Raw genomic sequence first — 17,661 nt, 5'->3', positions numbered from 1 at the left:
CCGATCAACCGCATCGAAGACCTCCTGCCCTGGAACATCCAAATCGATACGGTCAACGCCTAGTTGTGTCCACACGTCGCGACTTGTGGACACGATAGTCAAAAATCTAACTGTCAAGACGGCTCAGACCAAACGCTTACGTAAGTGGGATCAGAACTTCACCAGCAAAGATAGGTTCTCCCTTCGCTATGGCTACTGGGAGCGTATCGAGTTGAGAAGCCTGAACGGCATGCCTGGTGCAACGAATCAGGGTGCAGAACCCCATGGAGAGCGAAGCCACACCTTTGCTACGGAGTGGGTGCATACCTTTTCTCCCACCTTATTGCTCGATTTCCGCGCATCCGTTACCGCGAGAAATGATTATTGGTTCGATGGACCGACTGGCTTTAATCAAACCTCGCTTGGTTGGACCGGGGCGCAGGTTTCGCAGTTTGGCGTAACCAGCAATCACTTCCCCAAGCTGGACATCAGTGAGTTTTCCAGCCTGGGCAACAGCGGTGGTTCCAGCACCGTTGGCAACTCTATGAACCTCTTCCCCAGCGTTACCTGGATCAAGGGTAGACACACATTACATGCTGGCCTTGATATGAGGCTTCTGCAGTCAGCCAATGTCGATGTCTATGGTGGTCCATATTTCTGGACAGACCGGCAGTGGACTCAGTCCAACTATATTGGCTGGCTCTGGACGCAGGATAGCGGAAACTCAATTGCTTCGATGCTGCTGGGTACTGCTACCTCGGGTAACGAGACAATTCAGCCCCAAGCCTTCTGGTCGCAGCACTACTACGCTCCTTTCGTCCAGGATGACTGGAAGGTAACACCGAGGCTCACGCTGAACCTTGGCATTCGTTACGACCTGAACGGACCTCAACTGGAGCGCCACAACCGGTCGGACTATGCGTTCGATATGAACGCTACAAATCCGGTAAATTCGCTCGTGAACTCTGCAGCGCTTCCGGGCGGAGTGGTGAAGGGCGGGGTTACCTTCATGGGTGTGAATGGCAATCCCCGCTCGCTCTATCCTGTGGTCAAGACCAACATTCAGCCTCGCGTTGGGTTTGCCTATGCTATCGACGACAAGACCGTCTTTCGTGGCGGTTTTGGAGAGATGTTTAGGAATCCCACCCCGGGAGGAAACCAGTTAGGCTGGTATGCGCAAACGAACTATGACGCCACACTTGATGGAGGGAAGCACCCATACCAGAGCCTATCTAACCCGTTCCCGACAGTTGTGCAGCCCAAGGGTTCGTCGCAGGGTATGCTCACCGGTCTGGGACAGGGGCCGTGGTTCATCAATCCGCATTACAAAGCACCTGCCTTTTGGAGCTATTCTCTAGGATTCCAGCGGCAGTTTCTCAGCCACGATACTGTTGAAGTCAGCTACGTCGGAAGTAAGACGTACAACGATGACAGCAACGACAACATCAATCACCAATCTTTAGAGTATTACAAGAAGTGCAATGTTCAGATGGGTGGCGATCCGAGCATATGCGACAACGATTACCCGACCAATCCCTTCTACCACGTAGCGGGATTTGAGGGAACAAGCTACTACACAGCAAAAACCATTCAGGGTGGAAACTTAATCCGGCCGTACGCCGCGTTTGGCGACATTCTTGAGTGGCAGTTGAATGATGGTACGTCGTGGTTCAATTCGTTGCAGGTTACGGCTATGCACAAGTGGAGCGACTCGCTGACTTTGCATGGCACATGGACCTGGTCGAAGGCGATGCAAGCGGGTGGGTTTGCTGATAAGGTATATCGCATCCCTTACAGAGCCATTAGCGGCAACGACAGAACGCATCGTATTACGATCTCCGGGGTGTATCTGCTGCCAGTCGGTCGCGGACGCAAGTTCCTCGGCAGCTCGAATCGCCTGGTAGACACGGCTATCGGCGGATGGGAACTGGGCAGTCTCTATGTCTATGAGACTGGCTGGCCTTGGAGGGTGCCGGGCAATCCTTCTGAGCAGTACATCCACAATGCATGGGTACCACGAAAGGTAGATCCTTCGACAGGATATATTCGTGGCGTGGAGCCTTGCGTTGCGAAGTATGCCCGAGACAAGTCAGGTAGCTGGTCGATTCAACCCATGTCTTATTCAAAGGGCTGCGGTCACTATGACTTCATGCAGGTTCCGGAGTACGGTGCCCACACAAATACGGTCGATACCGGAATCCGTGTGCCGAACAATCACCAGTTCGACGCGAACCTCTCCAAGAACTTCGCAATCGTCGAGAATATAAAGCTTCAGTTCAGGCTGGAAGCTTTCAATGTTCTCAATCATCCGCTATGGCAGGAAAACTACACCGGAAGCGCCAATGATCCTAACTTCGGAACCATCCAGAGGGGATCGTGGGGACAGAGCAATCTGCCTCGTCAGATGCAGTTGGCCCTGAAGCTGATGTGGTAGTTTCCAGCAACTCAAGACGCTGATTCTGCGCCAAATGACAACTCCTCCTTCGCGTTCCCATTTGGGCGTGAAGGAGGAGTTGTTTTAGGGCTGAAGCGCAAAACAGCGGAGCTTCCATCAGGAAAGGGCACGGAGGAGAGCGGAGCAGGGACCACAGCATGAATTAGGATGGACATAAGGAGAAATGGAATACTTGGCAAATTTTGAGCGGCATGTTTTCGTCTGTACAAATCATCGCGAGCCGGGGAGCGCACGACCGTCCTGCACAGTGAACGGCAAGAGCGAACTGCACCTGCTTTTCAAGCAAAAGATCGACGCAATCGGGCTGAAAGGACGGGTCCGGGCCAATAAATCCGGCTGTCTCGACCAGTGCGAGCATGGACCAACGGTGGTTGTGTATCCGGAGCAGGTCTGGTACGGCTTTGTGAAGCCGGAGGATGTGGACGAGATTGTGAGGGAACACCTGGTAGGCGGGCGCGTGGTCGAGCGACTGCGCTTGCCGGAGAGCTGCATCAATACCGCCCAATGTCCTCATCGGCCGGGGCCGCAGAAAGGCCGCTAGCACGGGTGGCCTAAAGCACCGAAGATACGAGTCGTGTGTGCTATATTTTCAAGAAGATCAATGATTTTCTCAAGAGAATACGTCGGTTATCTGGCTCGGCAAACGGTGAAACATCTTGTCGATGCCAAGATGATCCGAAGCGATAAGCTTGCCGCGGTCGAGGAGCACGTCCTGAACGGTCTGCTGGAGGAACTGACTCTGGAAGATCGGATTAACGAGGAAGTGCGTGTGATCCTGGATGCGTACCAGGACGAGATGAACCGGACCGGCGCAAGTTATGCCGAAATGTTCAAGAAGGTCAAGCTGGAGCTGGCCAAGAAATACAAGGCGGTCCTGTGAGAATCTCCCGCGATAAGCTGAACAAGATGGCCCACGTTGTGGCCGATACCCTGGCGGAAACCGACGAGTGCGACTTTCTTGAGGATCGCAACACGATCCGGCAGGAGGCTCGCAAGATTCTAGAGAACCTGCTGACGGAGGAGACGAAGATTGATCTTGCAGCTCGGCAAAAGATCGCCTCTCAGCGCAGGATCATTCCTGAAGGCAGCCAGGAGTGGGACATTCTGTACCGCAAGTACTACAACGACGAAGTGAAGAAGCTGGGGATTTAAGAATTGCGGAGTGGAGAGAGAACGTCAGAGGCTGCGATTCTCAATCCGAGTAACTGACCTCGATTCTCATTTCCCGGTAACCTTGATATACTCGAAAAGTTGGCGCTGTACGCTGACAAACGCTGTCCCCACCACGGCACGGCGGCATGGTGTAATTGGTTAACACGCTGCCCTCTCAAGGCAGAGAGTTCGGGTTCGATCCCCGATGCCGCTACCAAATCCCTCCAAATATAGATCCTTCGCTGCGCTCAGGATGACAATCCTTGGTGCTCAGGATGACTGCGCTCAGGATGGCAACCGGCTCAGGATGACTACCCATGACGATCAACGTGCAAAGGCCGTGGAATGTGGCTTTCGATGCAACCCGATGGTTGCCTGCCACGGCGTATGGATCTGTCTGGGATGACTTTGGTCTGGGCAGGGAGCGCCCAGACCTTTGCGATTCAGGCGCGGCCGGCGAATTCCCGGGTTTCTGTGGAGACCTTGATTCTTTCTCCCTCTTTGATGAAGGGAGGAACGCGGATTTCGATGCCGGTTTCGAGCTTGGCGGGTTTGGTCACATTGCCGCTTGCGGTGTCGCCGCGTGTGCCGGGTTCCGTGTAGGTGACGGTCAACTCCACCTGAGGCGGCAGTTGTAATCCGATGGGGTTGCCGTTGTACTTATGCAGTTCGATGACGGCTCCCTCCACGAGGAAGTCCATCGCGTCGCCGAGCATCTCTTCAGAGAGGGTGAGCGTCTCAAAGGTTTCCTGGTCCAGGAAGTGGGAACCGGATCCGTCGCGGTACAAGTAGGATGCGGGGACCATCTGCAGGTCCGGCTCCTTGAACTTGTCGCTGGCCTTGAAGGTCTTATCGAAGACCGCATTGGTAAGGAGGTTGCGCATCTTCAGGCGAACCAGCGTCTGGGCGCCCCGTGCCGTGGGGGTGGAAACGTCTGACTCCAGACACAGGAAGGGGGTATTTTCGATTTCGAAAAACATCTTGCGTTTTACAGCGATGGCGTCGATCAGTGCGGCCATGATTTCCTCAAAACAAAGGTTGGAGCAGGCGATTCCAATGACGTCCGGCCCGGTTTTTTCATTGCATCAATGCCCTTAGAATAACAGGTGAGCATGGCCAGTCCGGCCACGCCACACAGCGCAACACCTTAGCTGACGTGGCGGCTGAGGTGCCAGCTGACGTGCCTTGCGAACGATGGCGTCAGGAGATCCGGAAGTTCAACTCGCCAGCACGGGTGCAGCACGTACGAGTTCTTTGTAGAGATCGGTTGAGAGCCCGCGCAGGAAGCTCGCGGTCATATGGTTGCTGTCTCGATAAAGGATGCTTTGACCCTGCATGATGTCACAGTAAACATCACCGCATATCTGGTTCGACAGATCAACGAAGGCAACATTGGGTATACCCTGTGCGCCGCTTACCTGGGCACGATAGACATCATCCTGCAAGGCTGTGCTTCTGAGTAAAGCTGGGCATTGCTGCACACTGTTCCAGTCCGCGCGCAAGAGGCATTGTGCCACGTCATAGCCAGGCAACGGCGTATCCCTCAAAAAGACAAGCGGAAATTCCACTGCACGCAGACTGGTGAATGTTTGGCGGGCGCCAGCGCTCCACTCCTTGGGGGACTGTGCCACATCGGGTCGACCCACCTCTTTATAGTTGCTCGCATTCGAAAGGATGACGGCAGTCGGATGTAATTTCTGGATGCGAGCTATCGCCAACTCGCGCCAGGTACGGCAGGTACGATCTTCAACGCTTGCCTGTTGTATCGAGACAGAGATCGCCAACGCGGGGCAGGAAGACTTAACCATCAGAATCACTCTCCATTTTTTCTGATTCGCGATTTCCTGAAATGCAGGCATCCACTGCTCGATGTGTGAATCGCCAAAAAGAACTACGGTTTTGGAGGGGTGGCTGCTTCCGAAATCGCATTCGTGGGGCGCCGATTCTCCATAGCCAATCAGGCATCCGGTCATCGCATCTTCCGGAATGTCGGAGATTACCTTTTCATATTTCGCGTAACTCGGCGACTGTTTGGCCCAGGATCTCCATACTGAAGTTGTTCCCACTCCTATCAGCATGATCATCACCGCGGCTCCGATGCAGAGCTGCGCATGTCTCTGCAGATAGGTATTAAATCGGATGGGGTTCTCGATCAATCGATGGGTCAGCTCTGCCAGTATCAGAGAGACCAGGACGCAAAGCAGCCTGAGCCGCAGAGAGAATGGCTGCGCCAGAACTGCGACCAGGGCAAGCAGAGGCCAGTGCCAGAGATAAAGCACATAGGATCGCTGACCAAGATACTGCAAGGGGCTGGTACCGAGGACGCTGCTCACGCTGGCGCGACCTCCTCCCAGACCTGCGATTAATATCGCCGTGCTACCGAGAACCGGAAGCAGGACCTTCGTCCCCGGAAAACCTACAGGGCTCAGTACGAAGCCCGAGAAGAGAACCATCGCCAGGCCGCCCCACCCCAGGACACGCATTAACTGGGGACGGCTCCGAATTCTTTCCATCGGAATCTGGCTCGCCAGACCGCCGATTGCAAATTCCCAGGCTCGGAGTGGCATGAGAAAGAACGCCAAGGGCCGGTTCGTTTGGCTTAGCCACACCGAGGCCGCGAATGAGAGCACCCCGATGACCGCCATCACCACACAGGCAACTTTCCGCGAAGGCCGTAGCCGGAAGGCGAGCAGGATCAGAATTGGCCAGGCGAAATAGAACTGCTCCTCCACGGCAAGGGACCACGTATGAAGAAGCGGATTTCCGGCGGTATCCCCTGCAAAGTAGTCGTTGCTTAAATGGACAAAATATACATTGCTCAGATACGCGAAGGTCGCAAGGGCGGATCGCGACAGTATCCACTGCTCGAATGGTGGCAGGATGAAGCATACGGCGAGCATCGTAGCGGCGAGCATCACTACCGACGCAGGCAATAAGCGGCGGATTCGCCGGGCATAGAACTGAACCAGATGGATGGTTCTGCTGCGAACGACTTCATCGATCAAGAGGCCAGTGATCAGGTATCCCGAGAGCACAAAGAATACGTCGACCCCTATAAAACCGCCTTTGCATGCAAGAACTTTTGCGTGATAGGCAATGACCAGCAGAACTGCGACAGCCCGCAAGCCTTCAATATCCGGTCGAAATGCAGACTTCTTATTTTCCATAGCTCCTTCCGCGCGGCACGTCGTGCTCGGATCTGCCGTCATCGGTTGTACTTGTCAGGCTACGAAAGGACTTGCATTCGCTCGCACTGGTGCACTAAAGCATCGCTCTGAGCTACACCACTGGCCCTGATCATTCTTCCTGTCAGCCCGTAAGGCGGAGCTCTACGGGTGGATGTGGGATTCGCCCGGCCACCATGGCTGGCGGTTTAAATCTGATGGATCATTACTTCAAGGCAGTGGGTGTGCATCTTGCTGTTGAGATGCAGATTTTAGTGGTGGCAGGCTCTCTCTGCATGCCGCCATCCTGTAGATCATGATTCTCACAATTCTGTTCCTGCCAGTCAAGGAATGCGTGATGCCGGGTGAGCCCACACTTCGAGGAACGCCAACTCAGAAAAGGGAAGTTGGGGAGGATCGCGGATCTGTGATGCCTCTCGTCACGGCAGCGGCAGCGGAATTTGAAGACGTGACAGCGGAATATTTGAGAAGATAAGATATGCCTACCATTTCAAGCAAAACCATCAACTTTAAAGCTGACTGGCCCACGCTGGGCTTGCCAGCGCACGTGATCGAGGTTCTGAGCGCGGCGCCGGAACTGTTCGTGCCGAATACTCGGGAGGATCTGCTCGATTGGGCATTGGGCCGCGAGACCGGAACGACCGATTGGAACATCGGCAATCGCGAGGACATGGGGGAGTTTGAGGCTGCCTTCGACGTTCCTGGCGTAGGGCCCGTGGTTGAGGCAGTGGTAACCAAGGCCCGCAATGGCCTGGCAGTGAACTTTCCAGATCCGCGCATGCGTCGTCGCGATCCGGATGCCATGGTCATCGGCGACACGCTGCCCACGGATAAGCCGACCTACCAGCAGAGGTTTGGAGAGCCATTTGACCTGACACGCCAGAAGACCCTTGGCTGGCTGAAGACGCAGGAACTGATTGTGACTCCGTTTTACGCCGGACCGGACGATCTGCGGTACGGCTCCCTGCTGATTATTCCCCGTCAGGCGGGCTTCTTTGCCGGTGCATTGGCGGATCTGCAGGGCATGATTCCGGGGAACGAGGTGCCGGCGGATTTTCGACTGAACGGCGGAGTGCTCTTTGTTGCGCCTCCCTTCCGGCATACCCACTTCGATGGCAAACAGGTGGTCGTGCATTTCCGCACGCAGACGCATCAGGAGATCTACGCCTATAACCTTTACCCCGGGCCAAGCGCGAAGAAGGGCGTCTACTCGATCCTGCTGGACATTGGCGAGCGCGAGGGCTGGACGACGAATCACTGCGCGGCGGTGGGGGTCGTTACGCCGTATGACAACGAGATCGTGATTATGCACGAAGGCGCCTCCGGGGGAGGCAAGAGCGAGATGACCGAGCACATCCACCGCATGGAGGATGGCCGTCTGCTGCTGGGCAAGAACGTGGTCACGGGCGAGGAACGTACGCTGGTGCTGCCGCAGGCTTGCCATCTGAATCCCATGGCCGACGATATGGCCTGTGCGCATCCGCATTACAACGAAGGTCAGACGAAGCTGAATATCCGCGACGCGGAGAACGGCTGGTTTGTGCGCGTGGACCACATCAAGAAGTACGGCACCGATCCGAAGCTGGAGCGTCTTTGCATCTCTCCGCCGAAGCCGTTGATCTTCCTAAATCACTACATCGTTCCCGGCGGCGGATGCCTGACATGGGAGCATATCGAAGACGCGCCGGGTAAGCTCTGCACCAATCCCCGAGTGATTATTCCGCGAGACCTGATTCCCGATGTGAGCCAGGGACCGGTCGCGGTGAACATTCGCAGCTTTGGCGTTCGTTGCCCACCAACGCATAAGGAGAGCCGTCTCTACGGCATCATCGGGATGCTGCATATTCTGAGCCCAGCGCTGGCATGGCTGTGGAGGCTGGCTGCTCCGCGGGGCCACGCTAATCCCAGCATTCAGGATTCGAAGGGCATGCAGTCGGAGGGTGTGGGGTCGTATTGGGCTTTCTGCACCGGCCGCCGCGTGGATCAGGCGAACCTGCTGCTGGAGCAGATCGTCGAAAACACCGAGACTCGTCATGTGCTGATTCCGAACCAGTACATCGGAGCATGGCGGGTTGGCTTTATGGGGGAGTGGATCGCTCGCGAATACCTGGCCCGGCGCGGCAGTGCACGCTTCCAACGGGATCAGTTGACGGAGTGCACCTGCCCGCTCCTAGGGTATGCGCCGCAGCAGATTCGCGTGGAGGGATCCCTGATTCCTCCTGTCTTTCTGCATGTGGAAAGCCAGCTACAGGGTGGCGCGGAGGTGTACGAAGAAGGCGCGCGGCAGTGGCGTGAGTTTTTCAAACGTGAATTGAAGCCATACCTCACTCCGGATCTCGACCCACTGGGCCGCAAGATCATCCAGGCGTGTATGGACGATGCGAATCAGGAGGATTACTGGAAGCTGATTCCGCACACGATTTTCAAGTGATACGACGGAAGCTGCGACCTAAGGCATACAAGGAAGAGGCCTGGCGAAAATGCCAGGCCTCTTCCTTGTATGGTGGTCTGCTGAGTTATGGTTTTTCCGGTGCACTTGGTTCGTGCGCCAACTGGATGGAGACATCGGTTTTCTGATGCACGGAGCGGCTGGGCGTACGCACGATGACCTGTGCCTTCTCCTTGTCATAGCGCCATCCTGCCGATTGTGCATCGGTGGAGGCGGCCAGCTTTTTGCCGTCAAGTAAGACGCTGGTGGGTTCTGCCGAGGACCACAGCCGCACCTCATAGCTGCGCTGCGTCAGCATACCGGGGTAGGTCCCTTCCGCGGGGGCGACGGTTACGTGGAATTTCTTCGCCGTCTCGCGCCTGACCTCGACGTTTGTCCGTGCGAATTCGCCGCGGGTGTAGTTCTCTCCTATGCTGGAATCCTCGTAGATCTGGTAGCTGCTGCTGTGCTGGTCCTTGCCGAAGGGGAATACTTCAAGAATCAGCGGGTCGACGGGCTTCTCGCCGGTATAGCTCATCTCCGGTTGCTGCGGCAGGATGGAGCCCGCCTTGATGTAGACGGGGATCTGTGCCTCGGTAAATGTGCGTTCGAAGTTACCGGGACCGGTCAGTTCTTTGCCGGTGAACCACTCGATCCACTCGCCCCTGGGCAGCCAGACAGACTTGGTGGACAGGTGGGTTGTGGCGTCTGCGGGAGCGACGATCGGAGCGACGATCATGTTGTCGCCGAAGATGTATTCGCCCTTCTGGTCGTAGGCTTCCCTGGCCTCCGGATAGTCGTAATAGAGAGGCCGGAAGAAAGCCACGCCCGTGTCATAGGTTTTCCGTGATTCCGTGTAGATGTAAGGCTGCATGGCATAGCGGAGAACGAATGTGTCGCGCATGATCTTTGCGTAAGGCTCAGGATAGGCCCAGATCCGGCGCTCCGCCTCCGGGTTTTTGGTGGTGTGGGTTCGCAGAATCGGAGAGAAGGCCCCGAACTGAATCCAGCGGGAGTAGAGTTCGCCATCGACAGCACCCGGCATGTGTCCACCGATATCGTGGCTCCAGTAGTCATAGCCAACGTTGGCTGCTGTCGCGGTGAAGTAGGGCTGGAAGGCGAGGGACTCCCATACGGAGAACGTGTCTCCGGAGAATCCGATTTCGTAGCGATGATTGCCCAGTCCGCCCCAGCGATGAAAGATGAGGGGGCGCTTACCCTCCCGTTCCTGATCGCTGAAGTGAACGTAGTTCAGCCAGAAGGTCGGGTTTACGTGGGCGAGCTGCGTGGTCATCTCCTGCTGCCAGTCAAGCCACCAGAAGTCGATGCCTTGTTTCTCCAGCGGATGATGGAGCAGGTTCAAATAGTTGGTCGCGAACTTCTTGTTCGTGATGTCGAAGGGCACATATTTCTTGGTGGAAGGGTCGATCCCCATCGCCGTGGCCATCGCGGGGTATTGATTCTCCCACGGTTGCACGCCTGAGGCGGGATGCAGGTTGAGCGTAGCCTTCAGGCCCTGCTGGTGCACCCATGCGAGAAAGCTGTCGGGATCAGGAAAATATTTCGGGTTCCAGGTATAGCCAGACCAGCCGACACTGTGCCCGGATTGATCCTTGTTGTCCGCTGGGATTTCAAAGCCCTTTGCCTTAATTGCCTCCGGAGAGAGATGCCAGCCCATGTCGATCACCAGAACATCGAGCGGAACCTTGTTCTGGTGGAATTGCGTGACGAGATCCTTCAACTCCGCATCGGAATAGTCCCAATAGCGCGACCACCAGGTGCCGAAGGCGAAACGAGGGGGCATGGGAATCTTTCCGCTGATGCGTGTGTAGTCCCCGAGCGCCTGTTTGAAGTCATGCCCGTAGCCGAGGAAATACCAGTCCTGGCGATCTCCCGGAGAGCGCTCCACCACCCATGGCCAGACGCTGTCCGGCCCCTGAAAGCGAAAATCCGCGGAGTCGAAGAGCGGAGACTGGCTGTCATCGATCACCGCCCACCCGTCGCGAGATACCAATCCCTGCTCCAGCTTGACGGAATAGCCTCGTGCTCCATCGAGCGTGCGATAGGTGCCCAGCAGGTTGCCCGTGGTTGCCGCTCCCGGCTGCCACGTGTGGGCGGAGCCATCCAGTTGGAAGCGGATAGTGAGATTCTCCGGCGTGAATTTTCCGGAGTCCTTGCGGTAGCGCAGTTCCAGCGTGCTGGTCTTGAGAATCAGGTCCTGCCCGTCGGTCGAGTGCTGAAATGCCGGAACGGGAAGCTGCCGATTCAGAACCACGAAGGATGGCCGATCTTCAAACTTTCCATCCTCACTCCACTCCAGGCGGATCAACTGAGGGGTCAGCACGGTAAATCGCGCGTGGCCGTCGATAACTACTGCCTTGGGGTCCGCAGATGGATGGTATATCTGCTGCGCATGCGCTGTAGAAACAACGAGAAGCACCAGAAAAATCGAGGCAAACAAAGCCATGCGGTGCAGCCAGCGGACAGGTAAAAACTGAGACGAATTCTTCGACACCATGAAAGCTCCAATACCGGTGAAAGGGAATAGCGGACAGGATCTGCCCTTTACACAGCGGCAATCCCGACCATGTGCGTTGACCAGCAAGTGTACTCTACGAGCTTGCGAATGTGGCTGTCCGCCATGTGTAGAATGCGGCTGTGCCCATGCCGCGAATTTCCCCTCGATCTTTTATTTCCTGCAAGCTGGTTGTGGCTGCCTGCGTGGCCTGCTTCTGCGCCTCATCCTCGATGCATGCGCAAGTGGCAGAGCCTGCGCGAGTGGCGGCAGATTGCCATGTTCGGTCGTATGGAGCGGTGGGCGATGGACACACGCTGGATACGCGGTCGATCAACGCAGCCATAGAGGATTGCCACTCGCATGGCGGGGGAGCGGTGGTGGTAGATGCGGGAACCTATCGCACCGGGACGATCCGCCTGCTGGACAACATCACTCTGAAGCTGGAGCCGGGCTCGACCATACTGGGCAGTGAGAATCTGGAAGACTATCCTCGCCTGGATCGAGCCTCGGAGGGCCGCGACACAGCCCTGATTGTGGCCGAACATGCGCACAATATTGCGATTCTCGGCGAGGGCACGATTGACGGAAATGGCCGTGCCTTTGTGGATCCGAATCCGGCACCCTTCGATCCCTACTTTGACCCGGCAAAGACGCGGCAGGGGGAGACGCTCGTCTCCCGAATGGGCGAGGCGCGCGAGGGGCCTCTCCATATGCGTCCCCGGCCCGGCGTACTGGTGCTTATTTTGCATTCCGATGGCGTCGTTGTGCGCGATCTCCATGTTGTCGATAGTCCGAATTGGGGCGTCAAGTTGATGTGCAGCGATCACATCTCCGTGAGCGGGCTGGATGTGCGGAACAACCTGCTGATTCCGAATAATGACGCCCTGGATATTTCGGCATCGCGAAATGCCACAGTTGCTAATTCGTCGCTGGAAGCAGGCGATGACGCACTAGTGGTGGGCGGTCCATGTGCGGATGGCTGGTGCCAGGAGCCAGCGGAGAACATTACTGTATCCAATGTCATTCTGTGCAGCCGGTCAGCTGCAATCCGCATTGGACCGGCTGCCAAGGATGTTCGGAATCTGACCTTCAACAATATCGTCATCCGCGACAGCAACCGCGGTATCAACATCCAGTCGAGGGCAGGGGAGACGATAGAGAACCTGATCTTCTCGAACGTCGTCAGCGAAACGCGGTTGATCGACGGACCATGGTGGGGATCGGGAGAGCCGGTTTCGATCACGGTGGCTCGCTGGGCTTATGCCCCGTGGCCCGACTCGAACACCATGGGCTATGTGCGTCATGTGCGCTTCAGCAGGGTGATCGCGAAGAGTCAGTCTCCGGTGGTTCTTTACAGCCTGGACCCCGGCCATATTGAGGATGTGGAGTTTCGCGACTTGACGCTCACCATGCAGGCTGGCCCTCTGTTAGCTGTGATGGGAGGGAATCTCGATCTGCAGCCAACAACGCCAAAGGATCTTGGCCTGACTCGCCAGGACCTCTCAGCGGTGCAGGCGCACAACGTAAATGGGCTGTCCTTCCATAATCTTCAGGTGCACTGGGAGGGGGCATTTCCGGAGTTCTACCGCTCGGCCGTGCGCGTCGATGGCTTTCATGGTCTCACGATCGATGGCTTTGAGGGGGAGGCTTCAAGACCGGCTTATCCAGCCATAGAGGTCATGCGAGGGACCCATCTTTCGGTACGCGATTCGCGGAGTTTGGGCGGGCGCCTGCTGGACTTGACGGCAGCGCCTTCGCGAAAGCTTCCGCGGAAGCATTGAGGCCCGCTTTTGGACAATCCCTGTATCGCCTGACACCGATGAATTTTTATTCAGGTATGGCAACCCTCTCTTCCACCGGCGGCTCTGAGAATTTAGCAAAAGTACCGTTGGAGGAAGAATGGCTGATCTGGAGCAGTTGAAACAGAAGTATGCACCCGTGATTGCAACAATCCAGGAGTTTGCGAGCGATGGCGCCACGCTCGACGATGTTAGCTTGGATGGCGAACAACTACACCTGAAGGCTACTGTGCCTTCTCAGGTGATCGCCAACCGGGTTTGGGATTCCATTAAATCCGTGGATCCGCAGTTTGCCGATCTTCACCACGAGATCATCACCGCTGGATCAGGCGACCAGTCCTATACGGTTCAGCCCGGCGATAACCTGTCGCATATCAGCAAGCACTTCTATGGGACCGCCAACCACTATCAGAAGATCGCCGAGGCGAATGGCATGGCGAACCCGGATCTGGTAAAGGTTGGGCAGGAACTTCTGATTCCGGTTCTCTAACAAATCATCTTTCGTCGCGTTCCGGTCGCCTGCTGCAATGGCACAGGACAGGTGGAGCAGCATAGGAACTACATACGGGAATAGAGCCCGGATCATGATTCCGGGCTTTGCTCCCATCAAAACCCGCGGTTCAGCTCAACCCAGAGAATTCTTCTCCCGCAAAGCCCTTATAATTCGAGCCATGTCCCTTCTATCGCGGTTCGTGGCTTCCAGTTCTGGAGTCGGTCGGTTGGTTGTCGTGAGTGGTCTTTTGTTGCTTACAGCGGCAGCGCATGCAGCGGATGCGCCCGGGGTTCGTGCAAAGGCTGCGCGGGAAAACAACCTTGGCGTGGCATACATGAACCAGCAGCTCACTCAGAAAGCGGTGGACCAGTTCAGCGCCGCCTATCTTACGGACCCGACGTTGGTGACGGCAGTTCTTAACAAGGGAATCGCGCTTCTCTATCTGAACAAGATGCCGGAGGCGGAGCAGGCTTTTGAAGAGGCCGCCGCCAAGGATCCGAAGAACCCGGCGGTGTGGTACTGCCTGGGGCTGGCCGCGCATGCACAAGGCAAGAGCAGCGAAAGTGCCGAGCGGTTTGAACGCGTGGTTCAGATGGTCCCTTCGAACCCGGATGCGCATTACTTTCTAGGGTCGTCTTATCTGGAGATGAAGGAGTTCGAGAAAGCGATCACTGAATTTCAAAGTGCGCTGGCATTGAATCCTCTCCATACTTCGTCGGAGTTCGGTTTGGCAAGAGCCATGCAACGCTCAGGCAAACCGGATGAGGCGCGCACGCACTTTCAGCGTTTTGAGCACCTCTCGCGCGACAAGATCTCTGCACCCATTACGCATACCTATGGAGAGGAAGGACGCTATGCCAAGGCCGCGGACGTTTTCACGCCGGAGCCGAAGGTGTTGGCGATGAACCCGATCACATTTGTGGCGCAGCCTGTTGGGGCCACTGCGAAGGCGCAGCAGAAGACCGGCGGAGTTTGTTTTCTGGACGTAGATGGAGACGGAGTCGCGGACTTTGTGCTGCCGTCATCGGGGGAGCAGGCGATTCGCGTATTTCGCAACAATGGAAGTGGCAAATTCTCTGAGCTCGCGTCCAAAGAGTTGGGGCTGGCAGTGAGCGGGTCCGGCGTGGCCTGCGCGGTTGGGGATTTCGACAACGACGGCCTGCCGGATCTCGCCGTTGCTCTCAGCGATCGAGTTCTGCTTTACAGAAACGAGGGCCATGGTCACTTTACCGATGTTACGAAGCAGGCCGGGATTGAGCCCCGGAATCAGCCTGCGGGGTTAACGTTCGTCGACTACGACCATGATGGCGATCTCGACCTGTTCGTTACAGGAAAACCGGGCGTTGGAGCGGACGGCAAGCCCGCTTCCGGACCGAATGTACTGTGGCGCAACAACGGCAACAAGACGTTTACGGATTGGACGGAGCAGAGCGGCCTGGCCGGTGAAGGTGAGACCACCGGAGCAGTCCTGTCGGACATCAACAATGATCGTGCCGTGGACCTGGTGGTTGCGGGTTCAACCAAGTCGCCGGTCGTGTTCTTCAATCCTCGGGAAGGAAAATTTAAAGGGACGCCAGTGTATGACGACGCCGGTCTTGCCCCGACCGTGGGTGTTTCCGTTCTGGACTTCAACAAAGACGGCTGGATGGATATCGCGGTCACCCATGCGGGGGCTCCTGGCGTTAGCTTGTGGCGCAATGTGGATGGCAAGAGGTTTGAGCGCGTTCCGCTGCCAATAAAGGATGCGCAGCGTGGATGGGGTCTCACAGCGATCGATGTGGACAACGACGGCTGGCTTGACCTGGCGGTGGTTGTGGAGACGGCAAAAGGCTCGGAACTGCGGGTATTCCGTAACCGTGGGCCGGAGGGCTTCGAGGATGTCAGCAAGAGCCTGGGGCTGGACAAGATTCAGCTTCATGAGGCCCGCTCTGTGGTCGCCGCAGATGTGGATGGCGACGGCGATGCGGACCTGCTGGTGACCCAGTTGAATGGAGAACCGTTGCTGTTACAGAACAATGGTGGCAATAAGAATCACTCGCTGAAGCTGGCGCTCAAGGGTGGCGCGGACAACAAGACCGGCACGGGGACAGAGGTAGAGATTTTTGCCGACGGTCTGTGGCAGAAGTGGGAGATGGCTGGCGCGGCGGGGTACATGAGCCAGGGTCCAGCGGAGTTGATTGCGGGTCTGGGTAGTTCTGACCGGGCTGATATCGTGCGTCTGTTGTGGCCCACCGGAGTTCCTCAGGACGAACTGGATGTGGCCATCACAAAGCCGGTGAGCTTTACGGAACTGGATCGCCGCGGAAGTTCGTGCCCCGTGCTATTTGCGTGGGATGGAACTCGCTATCAGTTTGTGACTGACGTAATTGGAGCCGCAGTGGTGGGACACTGGATCTCTCCCGTGGCAAAGAACATCGCCGATCCTGATGAGTGGGTGAAGATTGACGGCAAGCTTCTGCAGGCGCGCAACGGCAACATGAGCGTGCGCTTTGCGGAGCCGATGGAAGAGGTCAACTACATCGACCAGGTGCGTATGGTTGCTGTCGATCATCGCATCGGAACAGAGGTCTATCCCAACGAGGGATTTCTGAACGAGCCGCCGTTTCCTACAGAGAAGACGATTGTCTCTGCCGCCGCCAAGCCTCCCGCTGGGGCGTGGGATGACTCCGGCCGCGACGTTCTCGATCTGTTGCGTACGCGGGATCACCGTTACGTTGTGGACTTTAAGCTGCTGAACTATGCGGGCTACGCGAGCATGCACACCCTGACGCTGGATCTGGGCGACTGGAGTGAGAAGAATCCTCTACGCTTGCTGGCTCACGGCTTCATCGAATATTTTTCCGCATCGTCGATGTATGCCGCATGGCAGGCGGGGCTCGATCCCATCGCGCCTTATGTGGAAGCGCAGATGCCAGATGGAAGCTGGAAACGCGTGATGGATGAGATGGGCTTTCCCGCAGGCTTGCCGCGGACGATTGTGGCGGATCTCACGGGTAAGTTGCCAGCGGGCACACGCCGGATTCGCATCAAAACGAACTTGCAGATTTACTGGGACCAGATCCTTGTAGATAACGGTCCAGACATCAGCCGGCATATTCGTCAGACGGAGATGCCGCTATCGTTGGGCAAGGTGCAGTTTCATGGTTATCCCCAGCAGATCGACGGAGCGACCCACGGAGACCTCACCTATAACTACGAGAACGTGAGTGCGACCGGTCCCTTTGTGAAGCAGCGCGGCAGCTATACGCACTATGGAGATGTCACACAGCTTCTCAAGAAGGTGGACGATCGTTACGTTGTCTTTGGCAGTGGGGAAGAGATCGATGCCGAGTTCAGCACGGACGCTCTGCCGCCATTGCCCGCAGGATGGACGCGCGACTACTTCTTTTATGCCAACGGATTTGTGAAGGACATGGACTTTTATGAGGCCTCGCCCTTTACTGTGGCGGACATGCCCTTCCACCGAATGAGCCGCTATCCCTACCCGGCGAACGAGCATTTCCCGCAGGATACGGAGGCGCTGCAATATCGCCTGGACTGGAATGATCGCTTCGAATCGGGCCGGACTCCGAATGGATTTCAGCTGCACTATGTGCCCATGTCATCCGAGCCACCAACGCTGCCTGTCCCAGTGAGCGGCGGCAGATAGGAG

Annotated in this window: 11 protein-coding genes and 1 tRNA gene; 9 read left to right on the top strand and 3 right to left on the bottom strand. The window is 56.6% G+C overall.

Annotated features, from left to right (window positions below):
* Positions 1 to 85: 85 nt before the first annotated feature.
* From VM554_00185 to VM554_00165, 5 genes are all read left to right on the top strand, one after another.
* Positions 86 to 2,413, top strand: a complete 2,328-nt coding sequence (locus tag VM554_00185; GenBank protein ID HVJ06782.1) for a TonB-dependent receptor — start codon at positions 86 to 88, stop codon at positions 2,411 to 2,413.
* 184 nt (positions 2,414 to 2,597) lie between these two features.
* On the top strand, positions 2,598 to 2,975 hold the full coding sequence (locus VM554_00180) for a ferredoxin (GenBank protein HVJ06781.1): 378 nt from the start codon (positions 2,598 to 2,600) through the stop codon (positions 2,973 to 2,975).
* Between the two features lie 60 nt (positions 2,976 to 3,035).
* Positions 3,036 to 3,314: a DUF507 family protein gene (locus tag VM554_00175; GenBank protein HVJ06780.1), complete on the top strand. Its 279-nt coding sequence runs from the start codon at positions 3,036 to 3,038 to the stop codon at positions 3,312 to 3,314.
* A complete protein-coding gene (locus VM554_00170) occupies positions 3,311 to 3,586 on the top strand; it encodes a DUF507 family protein (GenBank protein HVJ06779.1) in 276 nt (91 codons plus the stop codon). The genes VM554_00175 and VM554_00170 overlap by 4 nt, the downstream gene beginning before the upstream one ends.
* Before the next feature lie 140 nt (positions 3,587 to 3,726).
* A tRNA-Glu gene (locus tag VM554_00165) sits at positions 3,727 to 3,803 on the top strand.
* A gap of 226 nt (positions 3,804 to 4,029) precedes the next feature.
* Here the strand turns inward: VM554_00165 and efp are convergent.
* Positions 4,030 to 4,605, bottom strand: coding sequence for an elongation factor P (gene efp / locus VM554_00160; protein ID HVJ06778.1), 576 nt, complete (start codon positions 4,603 to 4,605; stop codon positions 4,030 to 4,032).
* Between the two features lie 198 nt (positions 4,606 to 4,803).
* A complete protein-coding gene (locus VM554_00155) occupies positions 4,804 to 6,753 on the bottom strand; it encodes an acyltransferase family protein (protein ID HVJ06777.1) in 1,950 nt (649 codons plus the stop codon).
* A gap of 496 nt (positions 6,754 to 7,249) precedes the next feature.
* Between VM554_00155 and VM554_00150 the strand changes: the two genes are divergently transcribed.
* Positions 7,250 to 9,202, top strand: a complete 1,953-nt coding sequence (locus tag VM554_00150; GenBank protein ID HVJ06776.1) for a DUF4914 family protein — start codon at positions 7,250 to 7,252, stop codon at positions 9,200 to 9,202.
* Positions 9,203 to 9,287: 85 nt separating this feature from the next.
* Here VM554_00150 and VM554_00145 read toward each other — a convergent pair whose 3' ends face one another.
* Positions 9,288 to 11,717 (bottom strand): TIM-barrel domain-containing protein, encoded by a 2,430-nt coding sequence (locus VM554_00145; GenBank protein ID HVJ06775.1) that lies wholly within the window; start codon positions 11,715 to 11,717, stop codon positions 9,288 to 9,290.
* Between the two features lie 242 nt (positions 11,718 to 11,959).
* Here VM554_00145 and VM554_00140 point away from each other — a divergent pair, with 242 nt between their 5' ends.
* The 3 genes from VM554_00140 (at position 11,960) to VM554_00130 (ending at position 17,658) form a co-directional block, all read left to right on the top strand.
* Positions 11,960 to 13,498: a glycosyl hydrolase family 28 protein gene (locus tag VM554_00140; GenBank protein ID HVJ06774.1), complete on the top strand. Its 1,539-nt coding sequence runs from the start codon at positions 11,960 to 11,962 to the stop codon at positions 13,496 to 13,498.
* Positions 13,499 to 13,616: 118 nt separating this feature from the next.
* Entirely contained in the window at positions 13,617 to 14,006 is a 390-nt protein-coding gene (locus VM554_00135) for a LysM peptidoglycan-binding domain-containing protein (protein ID HVJ06773.1), read from the top strand.
* Positions 14,007 to 14,244: 238 nt separating this feature from the next.
* Entirely contained in the window at positions 14,245 to 17,658 is a 3,414-nt protein-coding gene (locus VM554_00130; protein HVJ06772.1) for an FG-GAP-like repeat-containing protein, read from the top strand.
* Positions 17,659 to 17,661: the final 3 nt, after the last annotated feature.

Source organism: Acidisarcina sp., assembly GCA_035539175.1.
In the GTDB taxonomy this organism is placed as follows: domain Bacteria; phylum Acidobacteriota; class Terriglobia; order Terriglobales; family Acidobacteriaceae; genus JANXZS01.
Note: the sequence above shows the minus strand (reverse complement) of the source record. Positions and strands in the feature narration are given on the sequence as shown.

Bases quoted from the DNA above. Each gene is read 5' to 3' on its own strand.
- VM554_00180 (HVJ06781.1), top strand. From the start codon at position 2,598: ATGGAATACTTGGCAAATTTTGAGCGGCATGTTTTCGTCTGTACAAAT.
- VM554_00175 (HVJ06780.1), top strand. From the start codon at position 3,036: ATGATTTTCTCAAGAGAATACGTCGGTTATCTGGCTCGGCAAACGGTG.
- efp (HVJ06778.1), bottom strand. From the start codon at position 4,605: ATGGCCGCACTGATCGACGCCATCGCTGTAAAACGCAAGATGTTTTTC.
- VM554_00155 (HVJ06777.1), bottom strand. From the start codon at position 6,753: ATGGAAAATAAGAAGTCTGCATTTCGACCGGATATTGAAGGCTTGCGG.
- VM554_00150 (HVJ06776.1), top strand. From the start codon at position 7,250: ATGCCTACCATTTCAAGCAAAACCATCAACTTTAAAGCTGACTGGCCC.
- VM554_00145 (HVJ06775.1), bottom strand. From the start codon at position 11,717: ATGGTGTCGAAGAATTCGTCTCAGTTTTTACCTGTCCGCTGGCTGCAC.
- VM554_00135 (HVJ06773.1), top strand. From the start codon at position 13,617: ATGGCTGATCTGGAGCAGTTGAAACAGAAGTATGCACCCGTGATTGCA.